Genomic DNA, 18,525 nt, shown 5'->3' with positions numbered 1-18,525 from the left:
TATAAGCCTGTGTTACTTTCGATGAGTTTCTGAGGCTTTTTTTCGCCATTGCAGCGGAGTCGTTTTTTCTGACTTCTTAAAGGCCCGAATGAACTGCGATGTATCAGCGTAGCCTAAGTGCTCTGCTATATCGGAAATAGAGGCCTCTCTTTCAATCATGACTCGTTTCGCAAACGCCATATTGAGTGACTCTTTCACGCGGCTAAATGAGCTCCCCTCCCTACCTAAGTAACGTTGGATCGTTCGTGGTGGAATCATAACTATGTCACTGAAAGTATCTAAATTGATGTCTTGTCGGCCGATATAACTTTCGAGAGCACAAGATACTTGCTGCGTGAAAGTCTGTGTTGTTTCAATCCAACACACATCAGATTCTGTAAATCGCTGGTCATTGGATAGTCGATAAAACAATCCTGAACTGTCTTGCCCCATAAACTGAGGCGCTTCAGTTGAAATTTTCAGTTTATCTAACCCAGTTTTTTCTTGAGACGCTAAATGATATTTAAATGGAGCTGCAATGTCGGAATGTTCTTGAAACAGATATTGATGCACGACAACAAGCGCATAAACCTCACACACAAAAGTGTAAGGCTCGGTATTATCTAAGGTTATCTCGGCAGAGAATTCCGTTGGATAACCACCTTGAACAGAGCTCTTAAATTCGGCACTGCGAATAGGAAGATAATCCCCCAGAAGATCGAGCGACCAACTCGTGTTATTTGTCGCACACATTAAGCGTATTTGTTGTGAGTAACCTTCAGCTCCAGCCTGAACAAATTTGATAAACGTTTCAGGAGGTAGACTTTCAAAAGCGACTTGAAGTAAACGTGCGAACGAATGAAAGGGGACATACTTCGCTGAAGTAGAGTCTAAATACACTGGTAGTTGAGCCTCATGGATTATCGGCCAAATGTCTTTTACGTAGTGTTTGAGTACTTCGAGCTGGGCCATCGCTGCCGCTTTATGTATGAGTGGAATCCTACGCCTCATCACTATAGTCCTTTAACTTAACCTATTGATAATAAATGATTGTCGCAATTTGATACCCACCTCATTACATATTAAACATTGTTATGATAGATTGAAGTTATTAACTTATCGATAACACATTAGATACTCGAAAATTTAATCTTAATGAACAACATCTTACCCATGAGATGATGTTCATTCTACTTGATGGAATCGCTGTAAGGATACATGTCATGATTTCAATTTTTCATCATTTGATGCTCAGTTCTTTCCTGATAATGGATGCTTACCTAACGCGACAGTTCCTTCATACATAACATGGCGGGAAATGCCTATTTCTGATGTGTAAATTCGTAATAATTGCCTTAGCTCAGTCATCTTCGGAATATTTTATGAATCCTAGTAACCATGCTTGTCCAACCAGTCAGCACCAATTATCGACCTCAAGATTAGCCTTAAAACTGAGTGCTATTACGTTTGCAGTTCTGCTGTCCACCGTTCCCACGGTAGCAAATGCAAGCGCAAACTTCGGCAGTCCAGATTCCGTAGACAATACCCTGAATGAAAACACTCGAGAGAAAAAGAGCTGGCGAGAAAACCTAGAGCAAAACCATAACCTAACGTTTGGCCTTGATTACCAAGCATTAGGGCTCAGTGCCTCTGAACCCGTTCAAGGAGGAGAAGACAAAGCATCCTCTGGCGTAGCTCGTTTCTATGGTTCTTGGAACTTGACCGGACTTGAGTCAGGAAATACAGGGGGCATCGTATGGAAGGTGGAGCACCGCCTCGCTTATGGTGATATGACGCCGAAAGAATTTGCATTTCAAGGTAACTTCACAGGTGCGGGTAATGGTATTGGTTATGGCGGCATGATTGCTCCAGCGTTTAGCGATCAAGGTACACGCTTAACCAACCTATATTGGAAACAGAAGCTCAATAACGGCGACACCTCTTTTATGGTCGGTTACCTTGATACAACGGATTACGTCGATGTATATGCGTTAGCAAGCCCGTGGAATGGCTTTACTAACCTTGCATTTAGCACAGGTGCAGGCGCCATCGGTTTACCTGACGATGGTGTTCTTGGCCTAGCGGTTGGACATATGTTAACGGACAATTTCTACACCATCGCTGGTATTGCTGATGGTAAAGGCAAGTCGGACAAACCATCAGATGGCTTTGATACTCTGTTCAATGATCACAAGCTATTCACGACCTTTGAGTTAGGTTGGACTGCATCGAAAGAACAAATCTACACAGATAATATTCACGTTACCTTTTGGCATTTAGATTCTGGAACTCAACATAGTCTCGTAAATGGGGAAAGTGGCCAGGGAGTAAATTTCTCTGCAAGTTTTATGGCAACACCTCAAATTATGCCGTTCCTACGTGGGGGCTTCTCAGAGGGTGATGTTGCACTTTACGAACAATCCATCACAGCAGGGGTTGGATACTTCGGACTTGGCAGTGCAAGAAACAATCTCGGTTTCGCCATGAACTGGAGCAAAGTGAATGAATATTTCTCTAACGTCATGAAAGGCATCAATTCAGTCTCTGATTCGAGCCGTTCACAAGTAACGAGTGAGCTTTATTACAAAATGGCTTTGGGTGAGTTCGTCGAAATAACCCCGAATATTCAATATATTAAAGATCCTGCGTTTTCTAACGAAGATAAGACTTGGGTGGCAGGTCTACGCGCACGAATCATCATCTAGTTTTGATGACCTTGAAGGCACGTTTATCGCCTATTAGTTATGAGTTAAGTGCTAATAGACCAAAGAAGCGCTAATATGAATCTCCAATCAAAATAGCTTCAGAGAGCTTTCAATGAACATAGTAAAAGTTGACGCAAGCAACACCCATGTTTATGCCAATTTGTATCAAGGCTATGGTGCCGAGTTTTCTAGAATTATTGACGACAAGCCTAATAAAGACGGTCTATTCGAGATTTACCCTAAATTAGAGGGAAACGTTACAGGATACTTACTTTACTTGGAAGGAGTCCCTGCAGCACTGACGGCAATCGATGAGAAGTCCCCGAAAGAGTTTGAGATCTGTGACTTTTACGTACTGCCCTGCTTTCGTAAAAACAAAGTGGGCAAAAGATTTATCTCACAATTATTTGAACGCTTAGGTGGCTCTTGGGAAATCAAGCAAGTCGCTGGCGCTGATCACGCAATTCACTTTTGGCGTGATGTTGTCGGTGATTACACCTCTGGCAACTTTGAAGAAGATATCTATCAAGATCATAAGTGGGGTACGGTCACTAGGCAGCGTTTCACACACGATGTAGACCTCTAATAGAGAAAAGGACTGCCGTTTACAGCAGTCCTTTCTTCATTTCGCATTTGTTTCTAAAACTTAAACTTCGCCACCAGCTCGCTTAATGAATCAGCATTACGTTTTAACCCTTCGCAATGCTGCGATGTTTGCGTGACCATCTCAGTGTTACTACGTGCAACATCAGCAATACTTTCTACATGAGGGGCAATTTCATTGATCACCTGAGACTGCTGACCAGTTGCCGTTGCCGTCTGCGCACTCAATTGGTGGATCTCTTCAATAATACTGTTAATCGATGCTAGATGATGCTCCGAAGATTGTGCGGCTGTGAGGCAGTTTTGCCCAATCTTATGGCTTTCACTCACTTCACTCACCACGGTGTTACTCAAGCTTTGTAAGTTTTCAATAATTGTTCGGATTTCACTGGCCGATTCTTGAGTACGTGAAGCCAATGTACGGACTTCGTCTGCGACCACAGCGAAACCTCGCCCCTGTTCACCTGCCCTTGCAGCTTCAATAGCAGCATTCAACGCCAGTAGATTGGTCTGTTCCGAAACACCGCTTATCACATCCAGCACCGTGTCGATCGCATTGATATCGTTAGATAGCTTTTCAATACTCTGGTTACTTTGGTCAAGCTGCTGGTTCATTGCTTCCGTGTGAGCAAACGTATCACTGACTGACTCTAAGCCGTTTTTCACCTCGATTGTAGTCTGTTGTACATTGTCTGACGTATGGTTTGCGTTGTTTGCAATCTCTTCTGAGCTAGCACTCATCTCATGTATCGCAGTAGCAACCTGATTAATATTCTGCTCCTGACCATGAATCTGTTGTTTCATCTCGTTAGCTTGCTGATCAATATATTCAATACTCGTGACTAACTCTTGGCGAGAAGTTTCTATTTCTTGCAGAACATTTCCCATATAAGCAACAAACTGGTTGTATCCTTTAGCGATGCTGCCTACCTCATCATTTCGGCTTTCATCTAATCGTTGTGTAAGGTCACCGCCGCCTCCCCCAATCTCAAGAAGAAGTTCTGCAGTGGTTGATAATGGCTTTAATAGAACATGAGTCATATAAGCGCTGACTGCGACAAACAATAGCGCAATAGAGACGCCTATCCAGGTCATAGTTTCAATAAAATGATTTATCTCAGCCAAGACTTCACTGGTCGGCTGCACTGACACTAACACCCACCCAAGCTGGGGCAATGCCATTAAGCCTACCACCATCGACTGCTGATTAATCTCAACTTCGTTGATGTCCAACCCACTATTGCTTAATCCTGATAAGAGAGTGGTCACATCGCCCATTCCAACTGCTGATAAAGGCTTGCCGACAAGAGCTGTATCAGAATGGATCTTAATCGTTCCTTGACTATCCACCAGCATTAATCGACCGGACTCACCCAGCGAGAAGTTGGCGACGGTATTACCTAAGTTAGCCAAAGATAAGCCTATCCCAGTCACACCAATGCGCTGTCCATTGCGCATAACTACTTGGTTGACGAACACAGTGGCCAGGCCTGTTGATTCATCGACATCAATCGACAGCTCGACCGATTTATTGCTACTGAGAAAACCATAGAACCAAGCATCATCCGCAGAGCTTTGCGACATTGTTTTCAATACCCCATTAGGGACGTAGTAGGTATCATTTACCGTCGTCACATAGAAAGCAGTAAGGGCATTAAACTGCTGCTTGATACTTTGTAGTTGCTCAACAATTTGTTCACTATTTTGCCCATCAAACTCTTTAATTAGCGCCAGTTCGGACATGACTTCAGCCACAACTAAGGGTTTTTCCAGCTCCAACTTTATTTGGTTACTGACCTCTCCTAGCGCTGCGGGCATTTGCTGAGAGTAGGTCTTATCCAAGATGATTTTTTGCCCTTGGCTAACGGTGATGCTAATAAGTACAGCAATGACGATGATCACTGCGCCAACGGTCGCCAATATGGTTTTATGTCGAATACTAAGAGCACTTCGCATTACATCAAACTCCTTTTGAGGCATAAAAAACCCCGGAACAGGGGCCGGGGGATCTCACATGAGATAAATAGCGGGAAATACCACGTTTGCATGTATCACGTCTATCGGGCTTGCATTCCGATAGACGAGATTCCTTGGCCACTAATTAATCATTGCACCTTGCTCTACCCAAACTCCGATAAGCGCTCGCTCATCTTCTGTCATTTGAGTCATGTTACCTAGCGGCATGTATTTCGTTGTCACTGTTTGCGCGATTCGAGGGCTGTTCGCTTGGATCTCCTGAGGTGTATCAAGGATCACCCCTGCTGGAGCTGCTGCAAACGCCGAATGTGTTGGAGTCGCAGAGTGACACACTGAGCAGCGTTCTTGAATCACTTGGTTAATGGCTGCAAAGTTCACCCCAGCATCAGCAGGTTGAGCGTCTGAACTGTTAGTTTGAGAGCTGTCAGTCGATGCGTCGTCTAGTGACACATCAGCCGGAGCTTCCACAACAACAGGCGCTTTAGCAACAGGTGCTGCTGGTTTGTTCGCATATGGTGATGTCACAAACGCCAATGTAATCATACCCAGTGCGGCAACAGGTACAGTCCAAGCAAACTTCTGACTACCATGGCGCGTGTTAAAGTAATGGCGAACCAAGATACTAAAGATCGCAAGGCCAGCAAGAATTGCCCAGTTATATTCCGAACCATAAGTACTAGGGAAATGGTTACTGATCATAATGAACAGCACTGGTAACGTTAGGTAGTTATTGTGACGAGAACGCAGTAAACCTTTCGCTGGTAGAGCAGGATCAGGTTCGCGGCCTTCTTCAATCGCACTGACTAAGTTACGTTGCGCTGGCATGATCACTCGGAATACGTTACCCACCATAATGGTACCGATGATTGCACCAACGTGAATGTACGCACCACGGCCACTGAACACTTGAGATAAGCCATAAGTTGCACCAACTAACAATACGAATAGCACCGCACCCAACAACATTGGTGTTTTGCCTAATGGCGAGTCACAAAGAAGATCGTAGATAAACCAGCCTGCAACCAAAGCGCCAATACCAATCGCAATCGCTGTGCTCGGTTCCATACCAGAACCAGGAGCAATCAGATAAATTTCGGCGTTAAGATAGTAAACGACGCCCAATAACAGCACGCCTGTGATCCAAGTGAAATACGCTTCCCACTTAAACCAATGCAGGTGTTCTGGCATTTCTGGTGGCGCCAGTTTGTACTTCTCAAGGTGATAAATACCACCACCGTGAATCGCCCAAAGATCGCCCGATAGGCCCGTTTTTGGATTGACGCGATTCAAATTGTTTTCTAGCCAAACAAAGTAAAACGAAGCACCAATCCATGCGATGCCAACTATCATGTGAACCCAGCGAATCGCTAAGTTCAACCACTCCGTGATATGTGGATCCATAATAAATTCCTTCTTACAGCACTCTACTCAGAGAGCATTACTTCCTGTCTGTTACTCGCCTGAATATCTTCTAAGTGTAGTGAAACCAAATCGGCTTCAAAGAAGACTTCATCACAGTTATGCCCCTCCCCACCTCGGTCGACGATCAGGAACTGGTCTTGATCGGTCAACGCAAGTACTGGGTGGTGCCAAACACCTTTGTGGTAATTGACACCTTGGCGTCCGTTACTATAAAACGCGCGGCAATGTTGCAGTGATGGGTTGTCCCCTTTGGGAGCAACAACAATGAGATACGGTTGACCAAGCAATGGAACAAATGCCTGTGACCCTAGTGGATGACGTTCTAGCATTTCTATCGTTAACGGGTAGCTAAGTGGTGTCGCTTGGAAGATGCTAATGATGGCTTCGCCACCTTGCTCTTGTACATCTGTCTTAGCCAGTTTGTGATAACGACGAGTCGATCCATTGTTGATCATGAAATAGTCACTGTTATCTACTTCAATCACGTCACCAAACTCTGCAAATGATTGTTTGGTTAATGGTTCGATTGCTAAACGACGAATTCCATTGCTCATAGTCCTTCCCTCGCTTATTTCGCTTTTGTGCCAAACAAACGTAGACGGCTAATACCACCATCAGGGAAGATATTCAGACGCACGTGAGTCACTGCACCTAGGTCATTAACCTCTGAAGTGAACTCATGAATATCGTGGGCTTTGAGTTTTTGCGCTGGTAGTAGCTCACGCCAGAATAAGCTTTGCGTTGCCACCTGATCATCAGTACCACCTTTCACATACGCAGCCTGAATTGAGCAACTGTCTGGGAAGTTACCTTTAAAGTGCGCCGTATCAACCACAACGCGATCAACATTGCCTGCATGACCAAGAGCGACAATCACCCAGTCATTACCTGGTGTGCGGCGACGTGCAGTTTCCCAACCATCACCCATGTTTTCACCACGGCCAGGGCCAAGAATGTTCGACTTGTTACCGTAGTGCTCATCACTACATGCCAGTGCACGACCACCATTTTCAACGGCAGCTAAATCCACTTTTTGCTGATCATCAATACGATTCCAGTCAACGCTTGGGCGACCGTAAACGCGCAGACGTGCTACACCACCATCTGGATAAATGTTGAGACGCAAGTGAGTAAATACCTCATCACTTTCAATTTCTTCTAGGTGGTGATGGTCACCTTGTAAGCTCATTGATGGCAGAATTTCTTGCCACTGCGTTGCATCAGTTGGGTCACCATCAGGGGAATAACATGCATCAATAGACGCTGATGGCGGGAAGTTACCCGTAAAGAAAGAGGTATCAATATCAACACCAGCAATCGTACCAGCTAAGCCTAAACGAATGACACAGTAGTCGTAACCTTCACCACGTTTACGGCGGCTTTCCCAACCATCCATCCATTTGCCGTGATCATCATATAAATCGTCTTTCCATTCTGGAGCTTCACGGCGTAGTAGTCGGCTTTTATCAGCAAAGAAATCGTCAGTAGCGTAAATAGCTTCAGCGCCAAGTTTGTCGTCAGCAAGATTAATGTATTGTTCAATGTCTAAGGACATGTCCTTTATCCTTCCAATTATTCAAAAATAGGTTAATGAGTAGTAGTGTTAAAACGAGATAGTCGACATCTCCGTGACTTACATATCTCGTAAGCGAAACAGTGCGATCTTATTGATTTCCTGTATCGCTGTAGCAAACTCAGTGTCACTATCATTGCCTAATCGCTTCTCGAACGACTCAAGAATTTGGTAACGATTGGCCCCTTTCACTGCCATGATGAAGGGAAAGTTGAAGCGTTGTTTGTAACTGTCGTTGTACGTTGTGAATTTTTCGAACTCATCCGCGCTGCACTGGTCGATCCCAGCGCCGGCTTGCTCAGCAGTTGATGCTGCTGTGAGTTCACCATTGATTGCTGCTCTACCTGCTAAATCAGGGTGAGCATTAATAAGTGCAAGTTGCTTTGCTTTTTCAGCATCAAGTAGCGCTTCCGCCATTCTCAAATGCAAGTTAGCAATAAAATTGTCTTGGTCACTTAGCCCTTGGTCATAGACAGATTCTGCGACCCACGGGCTATGCTCATACACATCACCAAAGTGAGAGACAAATTCCGAACGAGCCATCTGTGATGGTTTGCAAAAACGAAATTCAGTCATGTTACTTCTCCTGTTGTGGTGTGTATGGGTGGTGCTCATGCCAGTGACGAGCAATATCAACACGGCGACATAGCCAAACATCATCATGTTGTTTTACGTAATCTAAAAAGCGTTTCAGTGAGGCAATGCGCCCTGGGCGGCCAATCAAACGACAGTGCAAACCCACTGACATCATTTTCGGCGCTGTTTCACCTTCGGCATAAAGCGTATCGAAGGTATCTTTAAGGTATTGGTAGAACTGCTCACCAGAGTTGAAGCCCTGTACCGTAGCAAAACGCATATCGTTGACGTCCAACGTATATGGAATTACTAGCTGCGGATGGCCAGTTTCAGTATGCCAATAAGGTAAGTCGTCGTCATAAGCGTCTGAGTCATATAAAAAGCCACCTTCTTCAGCGACGATACGACGAGTATTTGGTCCGGTACGACCGGTGTACCAACCTAAAGGTCGCTCACCTGTGATCTCTTTGATGATCTCAATCGCTTTCATCATATGGTCACGCTCTTGCGACTCATCCATGTATTGGTAATCAATCCAGCGATAACCATGACTACAAATCTCATGACCTGCTTGAGCCATCGCTTGTGCCACATCTGGATGGCGCTCAATTGCCATCGCAACAGCGAAAACTGTCAGAGGGATTTCATACTCATCAAACAGTTTCAGTACTCGCCACACACCAGCGCGGCTACCATACTCATAGATTGATTCCATACTAATATGACGCTCACCTTTAATTGGCTGTGCGGCTGGAATCTCTGATAGAAAGGCTTCAGACTCTTCATCCCCATGCAGAAGACAGCGCTCACCACCTTCTTCATAATTCAATACAAATGACACGGCGATACGAGCTCCACCAGGCCATTTAGGGTGCGGAGGATTCGCCCCATAGCCAATCAGATCTCGTGAATAATCCTTATCCATTCAGGCTCTCCTTAAAACAAGACATTTCGTGGATGTCTTTTTAATCTCTACATTCATTGTATACAATAAATTATCTTAATGTAAAGATTTTGTTGTTAAAGTTACTTAATAGAAACATAAGCCTATAATTCATAGACTTAACGACATACAAGCCATAATGAGTGATTTGTATCATGTCACACATTTTACTTTTCGCTCCTTTTGTTAATAACATTTTTATAACAACAAGCTTTACTATATGGGTATTTTGTGTACATATATACTTATCAAAAGCAAAGTTAGAACAACTTTGTATACAATAAAGAACCTAAAAATTAAGGAGAGCGCTTAGCGCTATTAATAATTATGGGCAAATTGACGACACACGTATTGGATACAATGAATGGAGTTCCCGGAACTGATATCCAAATTGAGCTTTTTCGTATCGAAGGTGATGTGATCACGAAAATCAAAACCGTCGAAACCAACTTTGACGGCCGTACTGATGAGCCAGTACTAGAAGGTGACGCATTTACTACCGGCAAGTACCAACTCGTTTTCCACGTCGCTGACTACTATCGCAACAAAGATGTCGATCTTGGTGAGATCCCTTTCTTAGATGATGTAGTGATCCGCTTTGGTCTGGGAGAAGAGGGAGCACACTACCATGTGCCACTATTGGTTTCTCCATACAGTTTCTCGACATACCGCGGCAGCTAAAAAGAATTTCTAACAACGTCAAACTTAACATTCATTAGGAAAATTGGAGTCTAGGTCGCGAGCCAAAAGAGAAGGCAGCACACTAGAGCGTGGTATTCAATTAAAGAAACACCAACACAAAAGGACTTGCTGACATGAACGAAAGCAAAGCAGAAGTGCTAAACAACGAAGGCCAATCCGGTGGCCTTTTAGAGCGCTTTTTCAAACTGAAAGAACATGGAACCAGCGTAAAGAACGAAATGATCGGGGGGATCACGACATTCGCTACGATGGCCTACATCATTTTCGTTAACCCTCAAATCATGGCTGCGTCAGGGATGGACTCAGGAGCCGTATTCGTCGCTACCTGTATCGGTGCTGCGATTGGCTGTCTATTAATGGGTCTATTCGCTAACTGGCCAGTTGGCTTAGCACCTGGTATGGGTCTTAACGCCTTCTTCTCTTTCACCGTCGTCAGTGAAATGGGTTACAGCTGGGAAGTCGCGCTCGGTGCCGTATTCCTATCAGGTATCTTGTTTGTCGGGATGAGTTTTTACAAAGTCCGCCAATGGATAATTGAAAGCATTCCGGTGAGCTTACGCTACTCAATGACAGCAGGTGTTGGTCTCTTCCTTGGTCTTATCGGCCTTAAAACAGCGGGGATCGTCGTTGAAAACCCAGCGACTTTGGTCTCTCTAGGTGACTTCACCAAACCTGATGCAATGCTAGCCGCAATCGCGTTTTTGATCATCGCTGTCTTGAGTGAGCGTAGAGTTTTTGGTGCCGTTCTGATCGGTATTCTAAGTGTCACCGTTGTTGGCATGATGCTAGGCCTTGTTCAATACAACGGCTTCTTTGCAGCACCGCCAAGTATTGCTCCGACCTTTATGGCGATGGATATTTCAGGTGCATTCAACATCTCAATGGTCAGCGTGATCCTAGCATTCCTATTCGTCAACATGTTCGATACTGCGGGTACATTGATGGGTGTCGCTGAACGTGCTCATCTCGTCAATAAAGAGACAGGCAAAATTGAAGGGCTTAGCAAGGCGTTAAAAGCAGACTCTATCTCAAGTGTTGCTGGTGCTTGTGTCGGTTGTCCACCAGTAACCAGTTACGTTGAAAGTGCTGCAGGTGTTGCTGCGGGTGCTCGTACAGGTCTTTCTGCGATTGTCGTAGCCGCACTGTTCTTAGCTGCTATTTTCCTATCTCCTTTGGCTGGAATGATTCCATCATACGCTACAGCAGGCGCGCTAATTTACGTTGCTTTTGTAATGATGAGCAGTATGCAGCATGTCGATTGGAAAGACTTCACCAATGGTGCTCCTGCAGCAATCACAGCTCTGATGATGCCACTGACGTTCTCTATCGCTAACGGTATTGCGCTTGGCTTTATCACTTACACAGTTCTAAAAGTTGCTACGGGTAAAACGAAAGATGTATCTATCTCAATGTACATTTTGACTGTTATCTTCGTCGCTAAACTTATCTACATCTAATCCAATTAAAACCTAGTAAATCTAGCCTGAACAAACGTTTAGGCTAGGTTTCTTTACGAAAAAATTCGTGACCCTACGCAGTTTGTAGAAGTCAATTGTCCAATCTACGAGAGCTAAACCACTCAACGCTCTCTGAGGTATAACCAATGAAACTTCTGTATACACTCAACCAAAAGCCGCCTCACGGCATTACTTTACTCCTCGCTCTGCAACACATGCTCGCCTCTATCGGTGGTATTGTTGCTGTCCCTCTTATCGTTGGTGCATCTATCGGGTTGCCTAACGCAGAAATCGTCTCACTGATCAATGCAGCTCTACTCGCGTCCGGTATTGTCACCATGGCGCAGTGTATCGGTTTTGGCCCTATTGGGATTCGCTTACCTGTAGTGATGGGTTCTAGCTTTGCCTTTCTTGGCGTGGCGATAGCCATAGGTCGTGAAGGTGGCGTTGCCAGCATTATGGGCTCGGCACTGGTTGGCTCATTCGTCGTCATCATTGCCAGTTTCTATATGGATAAGGTGAAAAAGCTCTTCCCTACTGTCGTCAGTGGCGTTGTGGTGACTCTTATCGGCTTAACCATCTTACCTGTTGCAATGAATTGGGTTGGTGATGCTCCTGCCTCTAGTGAAAACTTCGCAACGTTACCCAAGCTTTTCTTAGCGCTTGTGTCATTAGGTATCGTTGTCGCTGTCTCAGTTTACTGTAAAGGCGCGGTTGCAGCGTCTGCAATTGTGATAGGCCTTGCGGGCGGTTATATCGTTGCGCTTTCACTTGGTATGGTGAACTTAGATGACATTACATCTGCCGCATGGGTTGGCGGGCCAGAACCTCTAAAATATGGATTAACCTTTGAAGCAAGTGCCATTGTTAGCATGAGCTTGGTTTACATTGTTGTTATTGCAGAAGCGACTGGTGACTTTATGGCACTGGCAAACAACTGTGATAAAAAAATCGAAGGTAAAGACCTACAACGTGGCCTACTCGGTGATGGTTTAGGCAGTACGCTTTCGTCAATTCTAACCGCTATGCCACTAGCGTCATTTAGCCAGAATGTCGGTATTGTCGGCATTACCGGTGTCGCAAGTCGTTATGTAGTAGCCGCTACAGGTGGCCTACTGATCCTAGGTGGCTTGTTCCCGAAATTGGCTGCAATTGCAGTAACCATTCCGAAGCCCGTGCTAGGTGGGGTTGGCTTCGTCATGTTTGGCATGATCGCTTATGCGGGTATTCGTATGCTGGTTATGGCAGCAGATACCAAACGCAATGCGCTTGTTATCTGTGTTGGCTTAGCGTCTGGTCTCGCGGTTACTTTCGAGCCTCGTTTGTTGCAACACTTACCTCATGACATTGCTAACTTCCTACACTCTGGCATTACTACCGGAACAATCATGACTGTTCTTCTACACCAATTACTGCCTAAATCAACGAACAAAGAAGTGCGCGAAGCATTAACTGAAAGCAAAGTGCTAGTTGAAGAAAAAATCATTCGTAAATCTGATGATGAAGAGCCAACAAGTACAGTACAAACAAAGCTAGAAGCTAAGACAACTGAATAGCAATATAGACTTCAAAAGGAGACCAAGGTTCTGCTATTAGGTAGAAATCTACACAACAATAACCTCGCTAGGAATACTAGCTAACTTTCAACTAAAACGTTTAAGACCCTCTCCCCTGAAATGGCTGAGATGGCTAAGGACTATTATGAATGGAAACCATCTGGATTAAGAATCCACTGGCAATTTACACCGGTAACATGCAAGACGCCCAAGGTGGTGTCGTGGTAAAAGGAAACCAAATTGCCGAACTCATTCCAAAGCATGGGACACCCTCCCATCATATTGATTACGTGGTTGATGCATCTCACCATGTCATCACACCTGGGCTAGTAAATGCCCACCACCACTTTTATCAAACACTGACCCGCGCTTATCCTGACGCGTTGAATAAAGAGCTCTTCCATTGGCTAACAAGCCTCTATCCTGTTTGGGCAAACCTTGATGAAGAGATGATGAGTGTCGCCACAGAACTAGCTTTAGTTGAGCTTATGCTGTCAGGCTGTACTACCGCTTCAGACCATCACTACTTGTTGCCTAGCGGCCTTGAACATGCGATTGATCTGCAAGTTGAAACCGCTCAAAAGCTTGGCGTGCGCGCAATATTCACCCGCGGTTCAATGAGCTTAGGAGAAGATGAGGGAGGCCTACCACCAAGGCACACTATTCAAACAGAACAAGCGATTGTCGATGATAGCTACAGGCTAATTCGTCAATATCACCAACATCACGATGGAGCAATGACGCAAATTGCGCTCGCACCATGTTCTCCTTTCTCGGTCACCACAGACTTAATGAAAGAAACGGCTTACATTGCCAAACAAGAAAATGTCATGATGCACACCCACTTGTGTGAAACTCTCGACGAAGAAGATTTTTGTGTTGAAAAGTTCGGGTTGCGTCCAGTCGATTACCTTGAAGACGTTGGCTGGCTTAACGACAAGACTTGGCTGGCCCATGGTATTCATTTCAATAGCGAAGAGATCCGCAGACTCGGCCAAGCTGGAGTCGGGATTAGCCACTGCCCAACATCAAATATGATGCTCGCTTCTGGGATTTGTAAGAACAACGACCTTGAAACAGCGGGCGTTAAAGTCGGCTTAGGGGTGGATGGCAGTGCCTCAAACGACGGCTCAAATATGATCGCAGAAGTGCGTATGGCGATGTACCTACAACGCTTACAATACGGCTCAGCAAATGTAACTCACTTTGATGCACTTCGCTGGGCGACAAAAGGTTCTGCTCAAGCTATGGGACGAAGTGACATCGGTGAACTAAGTGTTGGCAAGCAAGCAGATATTGCGATGTTTAAACTCGATGATATCCGTTTCTCTGGCAGCCACGACCCACTTGCCGCGCTGTTGCTTTGTGGCGCACAACAAGCAGATCGAGTCATGGTAGCCGGCCACTGGCGAGTCCTAAACGGGGAAGTCATCGGCGTCGATATCCATCAATTGATGGAACGTCATAAGCACGCTGCAAAACGTCTAGCCAAGAAAGCACTAGGCGAATAACACTGAAACATGCCTCAACATTCGTTGGGGCATTATTATCTTTTAAAGCTCTTCCTCTTTTCTTAGTTAATTCCTTCAAATAATACCTGCTCATCCAAACAGTTAAATTTGTCACTGAAATGGTGTTCTTTAAAGTCTGGTTATTTTAGACTGTTGAAAAATAGTGTCGGATGTAACTAAGGATAAAACATGAGCTCAAATAACATCTTAAGCCAAACGCTAATAGAAAGTGGACGAGATATCCCTCTACAAGAGCTACTATTTGCAAAACGAGTTTTAGATAATTACTTGTCTATTGCTCAGCCAAGCAGCCCTATTGAACTGCTTGCGGAAATGAGAGAAGCCGCTTTAGGTGTAGAGTACTTCAAAACCGACAGTAACCCGTGTGAAGCACGCAATGTTATCAGTACTATGTTTACTGAAATCCAAACAGCACAGTCTTTTGATGATTTTAAACTGACTGCAAGTAAGCCTCGCCAAGCTCTGCATGAACTTGTCGAAGATAGAGCAAGCCTAATCAAACATGAACGTGGTCTACTACTAGCAGCAGGTTACGATATCTCTTAAATAGCCGTTAATTCTGTATTGACCAAAAAGCCAGTAACGTTCAATGCTGGCTTTTTTATCGTTTTATAACGGCACATATTATCAAGAAAGGCCTTGCTTTAACCCTCCTATATTTGCCCCATTAATACTTCCAAATTTAACTTTGTATCTTGAGTGACGATTTATAAATACTAAGGTATATTGCCCGCACCGGAACCAATGAACATATGGACTGTTGTGCTAACTAAAGGATTAGAAAAGTGGCTTGGTGTAAGCCGTACTCAAGAAGAGTTTAGGGAAAGCGTATTTGTCTTTTCTTCCTTGACGATCTTGTCTTCTGTGCTCGCGTTATTCATTTACTACAACACCGTATTTATTCCAAATTACCTACTCGCATCAATTGAAGCTACAGGGTTAGGCCTATGCCTTCTGGCCTACTTTTGGCTATGGCAAAGTCGCAACGTTAAAGTCGCGGCAACCATCATGGTTTCGGTAATGACATCTGTCAGCTTGCTATTTATTGTCGGTTCGGGCCACAGTGAGTTTGCCTTAGCGTTTTCGTTCTTAACTCCTGTTGTTGCTATATTTGTTCTCGGTTACAAGGTAGGCTCAGTGTTTAGTTTGGTAAGTTTCGCGATCATCGCGTACATTTGCCTGATTGATATGCACAACTGGCCGCCTATTCCATTCGACACCATCAGTTTTATTCACCTGTCCATCGTCTATCTGTTTTTGTTCTCGATCGCCTATTTCTATGATTCAGGGCGCCGTAAAACGCTAGCCTTATTAAGAGAGTCCAATCGCCAACTGCAAGTACTTTCTCATACTGATATGCTCACGCAATTGTTTAATCGACGTCATATGGAAGCACTATTACTTAAGTCTCAGCAAATTCAATGGATCGCCATCATCGACATTGATGACTTTAAGAAAATCAACGATGACTATGGCCATGACGTGGGCGATAAGGTACTGATCCAAGCGGCTCGAATTTTGGACTCTGAAGTTGAGGGAGCCGGAAAAGTAGGTCGATGGGGAGGTGAAGAATTCCTAATTGCTTTCGAAGCCACCAGTTATGCCATTATTGAACAGAGAATAAAGTCAATCCATATGTCCCTTGAAAATCATGACTTTGGCATTGACCGACCTGTAACAATCAGCTGTGGCGTGGCATCTCATCAAGCAACGGTCAGCACCGATTCTTTCCGTAAGGCAGATGAAGCGCTCTACCAAGCTAAAAGTTCAGGTAAAAACTGTTTTCATGTTGCCGTTAACTGAAGCTAGCGACTAGCTTTCTAAATGACAACGTGACCCGATGGAGAAAGATTCTGCATGAGTTTTATCAACTGATCTTCATCGAGATCCCCTGCACCGGTCGTAGTTGTAGGGGCAAAATATTTATCCATAATGATTCTCCTATCATTACTCTTTCCCTTCGACTTATGAAGTTCATTTAGCTCAAGATTAAAACCTTCCATATGCGCTTTCAACTCTGTGGAAAAATGCAATGAACCTGCAGTTTCTGAGATCATCTTAAAGTGATTGTCTGGGTCATTCGTATCAGGATGATTCTGATAAATAATATGCTGTAAATTTGAGTACTTTTTATAGCTGGAATCGTTAATCGTTTTAAGGATAGGGTTTCCTCGATATGTGCCAAAGGTACTGGAATGAACACCTAGTATATTGTCCCACCTCTTAAACTCAGTTGGGCCTGCCGTTAAGATGCTTAGTGCCTCTACCCTCAACTCTGTCGGAAGTTGCTCTAGAGGTTTATTATCGACATCATTCCAGATCCCTCCTTCGGCATAGATCAACTCGGTTTTAATGATATCCGCCCCTGAAGCCAAATGAGGTCGTCCTCCTTCCCTCGATGCCTTAAACTGCTGGTATCTTGGACTCGCTTGGAAGTTCGTAAACCAAGCCTCATTGCGCATATCCTTAACAAGGATGTTAGGAACTTTCGGTTGTAAAGCGTTAATATCCTTTGGATTATCAAACAAAACATGAAGGACTGTGGTGTACTCACTGTTCGTATCAGCAATCTTATTTAAATTTGAGATATGTTGTTTTAGTGGGTCAAACTTTCCTTGCCAGAAGTGATGAATAACTTTTGGCACCGGTTTCAATTGTTGCTCTGGTTCTGCTGCCATAGAAAAACTTTGAGGAACCATTCGTGGTAAATCGGCTTGCGACTCGTTGCTAAAACGAATTGAGGAGGAGCCTAAAGTCTCACTTTGTTTTCCTTCAAGTGCCAACTCTTTGACATTAGGTTTTGCTGATTTCTTCGTCGCTTTCCGCTTCCAAAAAGGCATACAGATTCCATTACTTTCAAAAATATGAACTGGAACTCATACTAGGAGTAAGCACAAATAAATAAGAGCAGTAAAGGACGAAGTTAGCGTAGGAAAGGGCCGCTTTTCTATGGATTAAACCATGCGTTCGGTACCTTAACTGCAATCACCTCAGCTCGGCAGCATAACTCTCCGTTAGAAAGAAGTTCACACTCCAAGGCAATCTTCTTGTCAAAGATTTCGACAACTCTTGCTTTTAATATCACCGCGGAACTGATTGAAACGGGTTTTAGAAAAGAGACATTAAGGTTACCCGTTGCAAACCACACAGGCTCACCAATACCAACCTCTTGCCCCCTCACTTGATAACCTTTAGCTATCGCCATGCAAACACAGTGGCAATCGATGATAGTAGAGATAATTCCGCCATTTAGAAAATGAGTTGGACCCGCACAATGATGAAGAGATGGCTCGAATTCGCAGGTCGCTTCGACATCTGACTGCCAGTAGCTTTTTATCTGTAAGCCAAGTTCGTTGCGCGTTCCGCAGCCATAACAATGGTTGTTTGGAATCTGATCTTGAATGGCTATCTGCTGCTTCATGTCATCACCTATTTTCAATATTTATATACTGAATATAGACGGTATCCTCCATTATGTTATTGCTTTAGAAGGTAATTTC

Annotated in this window: 17 protein-coding genes; 8 read left to right on the top strand and 9 right to left on the bottom strand. The window is 44.3% G+C overall.

Annotated elements, in window-relative coordinates:
• Positions 1-12: 12 nt before the first annotated feature.
• Complete coding sequence (locus AAFX28_RS04860) at positions 13-951, bottom strand: helix-turn-helix domain-containing protein (protein WP_408686165.1); 939 nt, start codon at positions 949-951, stop codon at positions 13-15.
• Between the two features lie 410 nt (positions 952-1,361).
• On the opposite strand from AAFX28_RS04860, the gene AAFX28_RS04855 reads away from it, so the two are divergent.
• Positions 1,362-2,684, top strand: coding sequence for a carbohydrate porin (locus AAFX28_RS04855; protein WP_408686163.1), 1,323 nt, complete (start codon positions 1,362-1,364; stop codon positions 2,682-2,684).
• A gap of 112 nt (positions 2,685-2,796) precedes the next feature.
• Positions 2,797-3,270, top strand: coding sequence for a GNAT family N-acetyltransferase (locus AAFX28_RS04850; protein ID WP_408686161.1), 474 nt, complete (start codon positions 2,797-2,799; stop codon positions 3,268-3,270).
• A gap of 53 nt (positions 3,271-3,323) precedes the next feature.
• Here AAFX28_RS04850 and AAFX28_RS04845 read toward each other — a convergent pair whose 3' ends face one another.
• From AAFX28_RS04845 to puuE, 6 genes are all read right to left on the bottom strand, one after another.
• A complete protein-coding gene (locus AAFX28_RS04845; RefSeq protein WP_408686159.1) occupies positions 3,324-5,243 on the bottom strand; it encodes a methyl-accepting chemotaxis protein in 1,920 nt (639 codons plus the stop codon).
• 141 nt (positions 5,244-5,384) lie between these two features.
• Complete coding sequence (locus tag AAFX28_RS04840) at positions 5,385-6,665, bottom strand: urate hydroxylase PuuD (protein WP_408686158.1); 1,281 nt, start codon at positions 6,663-6,665, stop codon at positions 5,385-5,387.
• A 23-nt stretch (positions 6,666-6,688) separates the two neighbouring features.
• The gene (locus AAFX28_RS04835; protein WP_408686156.1) at positions 6,689-7,240 is read right to left on the bottom strand and encodes an ureidoglycolate lyase; all 552 of its coding nucleotides are present in this window, start codon (positions 7,238-7,240) and stop codon (positions 6,689-6,691) included.
• 14 nt (positions 7,241-7,254) lie between these two features.
• Positions 7,255-8,241 carry an allantoicase gene (gene alc, locus AAFX28_RS04830; RefSeq protein ID WP_408686154.1) on the bottom strand — a complete coding sequence of 329 codons (987 nt, stop codon included), beginning with the start codon at positions 8,239-8,241 and terminating at the stop codon, positions 7,255-7,257.
• 78 nt (positions 8,242-8,319) lie between these two features.
• Positions 8,320-8,835, bottom strand: a complete 516-nt coding sequence (gene uraD / locus AAFX28_RS04825; protein ID WP_408686152.1) for a 2-oxo-4-hydroxy-4-carboxy-5-ureidoimidazoline decarboxylase — start codon at positions 8,833-8,835, stop codon at positions 8,320-8,322.
• 1 nt (position 8,836) lies between these two features.
• Positions 8,837-9,760 (bottom strand): allantoinase PuuE, encoded by a 924-nt coding sequence (gene puuE, locus AAFX28_RS04820; protein ID WP_408686150.1) that lies wholly within the window; start codon positions 9,758-9,760, stop codon positions 8,837-8,839.
• Positions 9,761-10,105: 345 nt separating this feature from the next.
• On the opposite strand from puuE, the gene uraH reads away from it, so the two are divergent.
• The 6 genes from uraH (at position 10,106) to AAFX28_RS04790 (ending at position 16,828) form a co-directional block, all read left to right on the top strand.
• Entirely contained in the window at positions 10,106-10,459 is a 354-nt protein-coding gene (uraH, locus tag AAFX28_RS04815) for a hydroxyisourate hydrolase (protein WP_408686148.1), read from the top strand.
• Between the two features lie 134 nt (positions 10,460-10,593).
• Positions 10,594-11,937: an NCS2 family permease gene (locus AAFX28_RS04810; protein ID WP_408686146.1), complete on the top strand. Its 1,344-nt coding sequence runs from the start codon at positions 10,594-10,596 to the stop codon at positions 11,935-11,937.
• Between the two features lie 146 nt (positions 11,938-12,083).
• On the top strand, positions 12,084-13,493 hold the full coding sequence (locus tag AAFX28_RS04805) for a nucleobase:cation symporter-2 family protein (RefSeq protein ID WP_408686144.1): 1,410 nt from the start codon (positions 12,084-12,086) through the stop codon (positions 13,491-13,493).
• 149 nt (positions 13,494-13,642) lie between these two features.
• Complete coding sequence (locus AAFX28_RS04800; protein ID WP_408686142.1) at positions 13,643-15,004, top strand: 8-oxoguanine deaminase; 1,362 nt, start codon at positions 13,643-13,645, stop codon at positions 15,002-15,004.
• Between the two features lie 189 nt (positions 15,005-15,193).
• A complete protein-coding gene (locus AAFX28_RS04795; protein WP_408686141.1) occupies positions 15,194-15,571 on the top strand; it encodes a hypothetical protein in 378 nt (125 codons plus the stop codon).
• A gap of 198 nt (positions 15,572-15,769) precedes the next feature.
• Positions 15,770-16,828, top strand: a complete 1,059-nt coding sequence (locus tag AAFX28_RS04790; protein WP_408686139.1) for a GGDEF domain-containing protein — start codon at positions 15,770-15,772, stop codon at positions 16,826-16,828.
• Between the two features lie 17 nt (positions 16,829-16,845).
• On the opposite strand, the gene AAFX28_RS04785 is transcribed toward AAFX28_RS04790, so the two are convergent.
• Both AAFX28_RS04785 and AAFX28_RS04780 read right to left on the bottom strand, forming a co-directional pair.
• Entirely contained in the window at positions 16,846-17,865 is a 1,020-nt protein-coding gene (locus AAFX28_RS04785) for a hypothetical protein (protein WP_408686137.1), read from the bottom strand.
• 107 nt (positions 17,866-17,972) lie between these two features.
• Positions 17,973-18,446 (bottom strand): PaaI family thioesterase, encoded by a 474-nt coding sequence (locus AAFX28_RS04780; RefSeq protein WP_408686135.1) that lies wholly within the window; start codon positions 18,444-18,446, stop codon positions 17,973-17,975.
• Positions 18,447-18,525: the final 79 nt, after the last annotated feature.

Origin of the sequence: Vibrio sp. TBV020 (assembly GCF_046056895.1) — a bacterium.
GTDB lineage: Bacteria > Pseudomonadota > Gammaproteobacteria > Enterobacterales > Vibrionaceae > Vibrio.
Note: the sequence above shows the minus strand (reverse complement) of the source record. Positions and strands in the feature narration are given on the sequence as shown.

Excerpts from the sequence above, each read along its gene's own strand:
- AAFX28_RS04860 (WP_408686165.1), bottom strand. The coding sequence starts at position 951 with ATGGCCCAGCTCGAAGTACTCAAACACTACGTAAAAGACATTTGGCCG.
- AAFX28_RS04855 (WP_408686163.1), top strand. The coding sequence starts at position 1,362 with ATGAATCCTAGTAACCATGCTTGTCCAACCAGTCAGCACCAATTATCG.
- AAFX28_RS04850 (WP_408686161.1), top strand. The coding sequence starts at position 2,797 with ATGAACATAGTAAAAGTTGACGCAAGCAACACCCATGTTTATGCCAAT.
- AAFX28_RS04845 (WP_408686159.1), bottom strand. The coding sequence starts at position 5,243 with ATGCGAAGTGCTCTTAGTATTCGACATAAAACCATATTGGCGACCGTT.
- AAFX28_RS04840 (WP_408686158.1), bottom strand. The coding sequence starts at position 6,665 with ATGGATCCACATATCACGGAGTGGTTGAACTTAGCGATTCGCTGGGTT.
- AAFX28_RS04835 (WP_408686156.1), bottom strand. The coding sequence starts at position 7,240 with ATGAGCAATGGAATTCGTCGTTTAGCAATCGAACCATTAACCAAACAA.
- alc (WP_408686154.1), bottom strand. The coding sequence starts at position 8,241 with ATGTCCTTAGACATTGAACAATACATTAATCTTGCTGACGACAAACTT.
- uraD (WP_408686152.1), bottom strand. The coding sequence starts at position 8,835 with ATGACTGAATTTCGTTTTTGCAAACCATCACAGATGGCTCGTTCGGAA.
- puuE (WP_408686150.1), bottom strand. The coding sequence starts at position 9,760 with ATGGATAAGGATTATTCACGAGATCTGATTGGCTATGGGGCGAATCCT.
- uraH (WP_408686148.1), top strand. The coding sequence starts at position 10,106 with ATGGGCAAATTGACGACACACGTATTGGATACAATGAATGGAGTTCCC.
- AAFX28_RS04810 (WP_408686146.1), top strand. The coding sequence starts at position 10,594 with ATGAACGAAAGCAAAGCAGAAGTGCTAAACAACGAAGGCCAATCCGGT.
- AAFX28_RS04805 (WP_408686144.1), top strand. The coding sequence starts at position 12,084 with ATGAAACTTCTGTATACACTCAACCAAAAGCCGCCTCACGGCATTACT.
- AAFX28_RS04800 (WP_408686142.1), top strand. The coding sequence starts at position 13,643 with ATGGAAACCATCTGGATTAAGAATCCACTGGCAATTTACACCGGTAAC.
- AAFX28_RS04795 (WP_408686141.1), top strand. The coding sequence starts at position 15,194 with ATGAGCTCAAATAACATCTTAAGCCAAACGCTAATAGAAAGTGGACGA.
- AAFX28_RS04790 (WP_408686139.1), top strand. The coding sequence starts at position 15,770 with ATGAACATATGGACTGTTGTGCTAACTAAAGGATTAGAAAAGTGGCTT.
- AAFX28_RS04785 (WP_408686137.1), bottom strand. The coding sequence starts at position 17,865 with ATGCCTTTTTGGAAGCGGAAAGCGACGAAGAAATCAGCAAAACCTAAT.
- AAFX28_RS04780 (WP_408686135.1), bottom strand. The coding sequence starts at position 18,446 with ATGAAGCAGCAGATAGCCATTCAAGATCAGATTCCAAACAACCATTGT.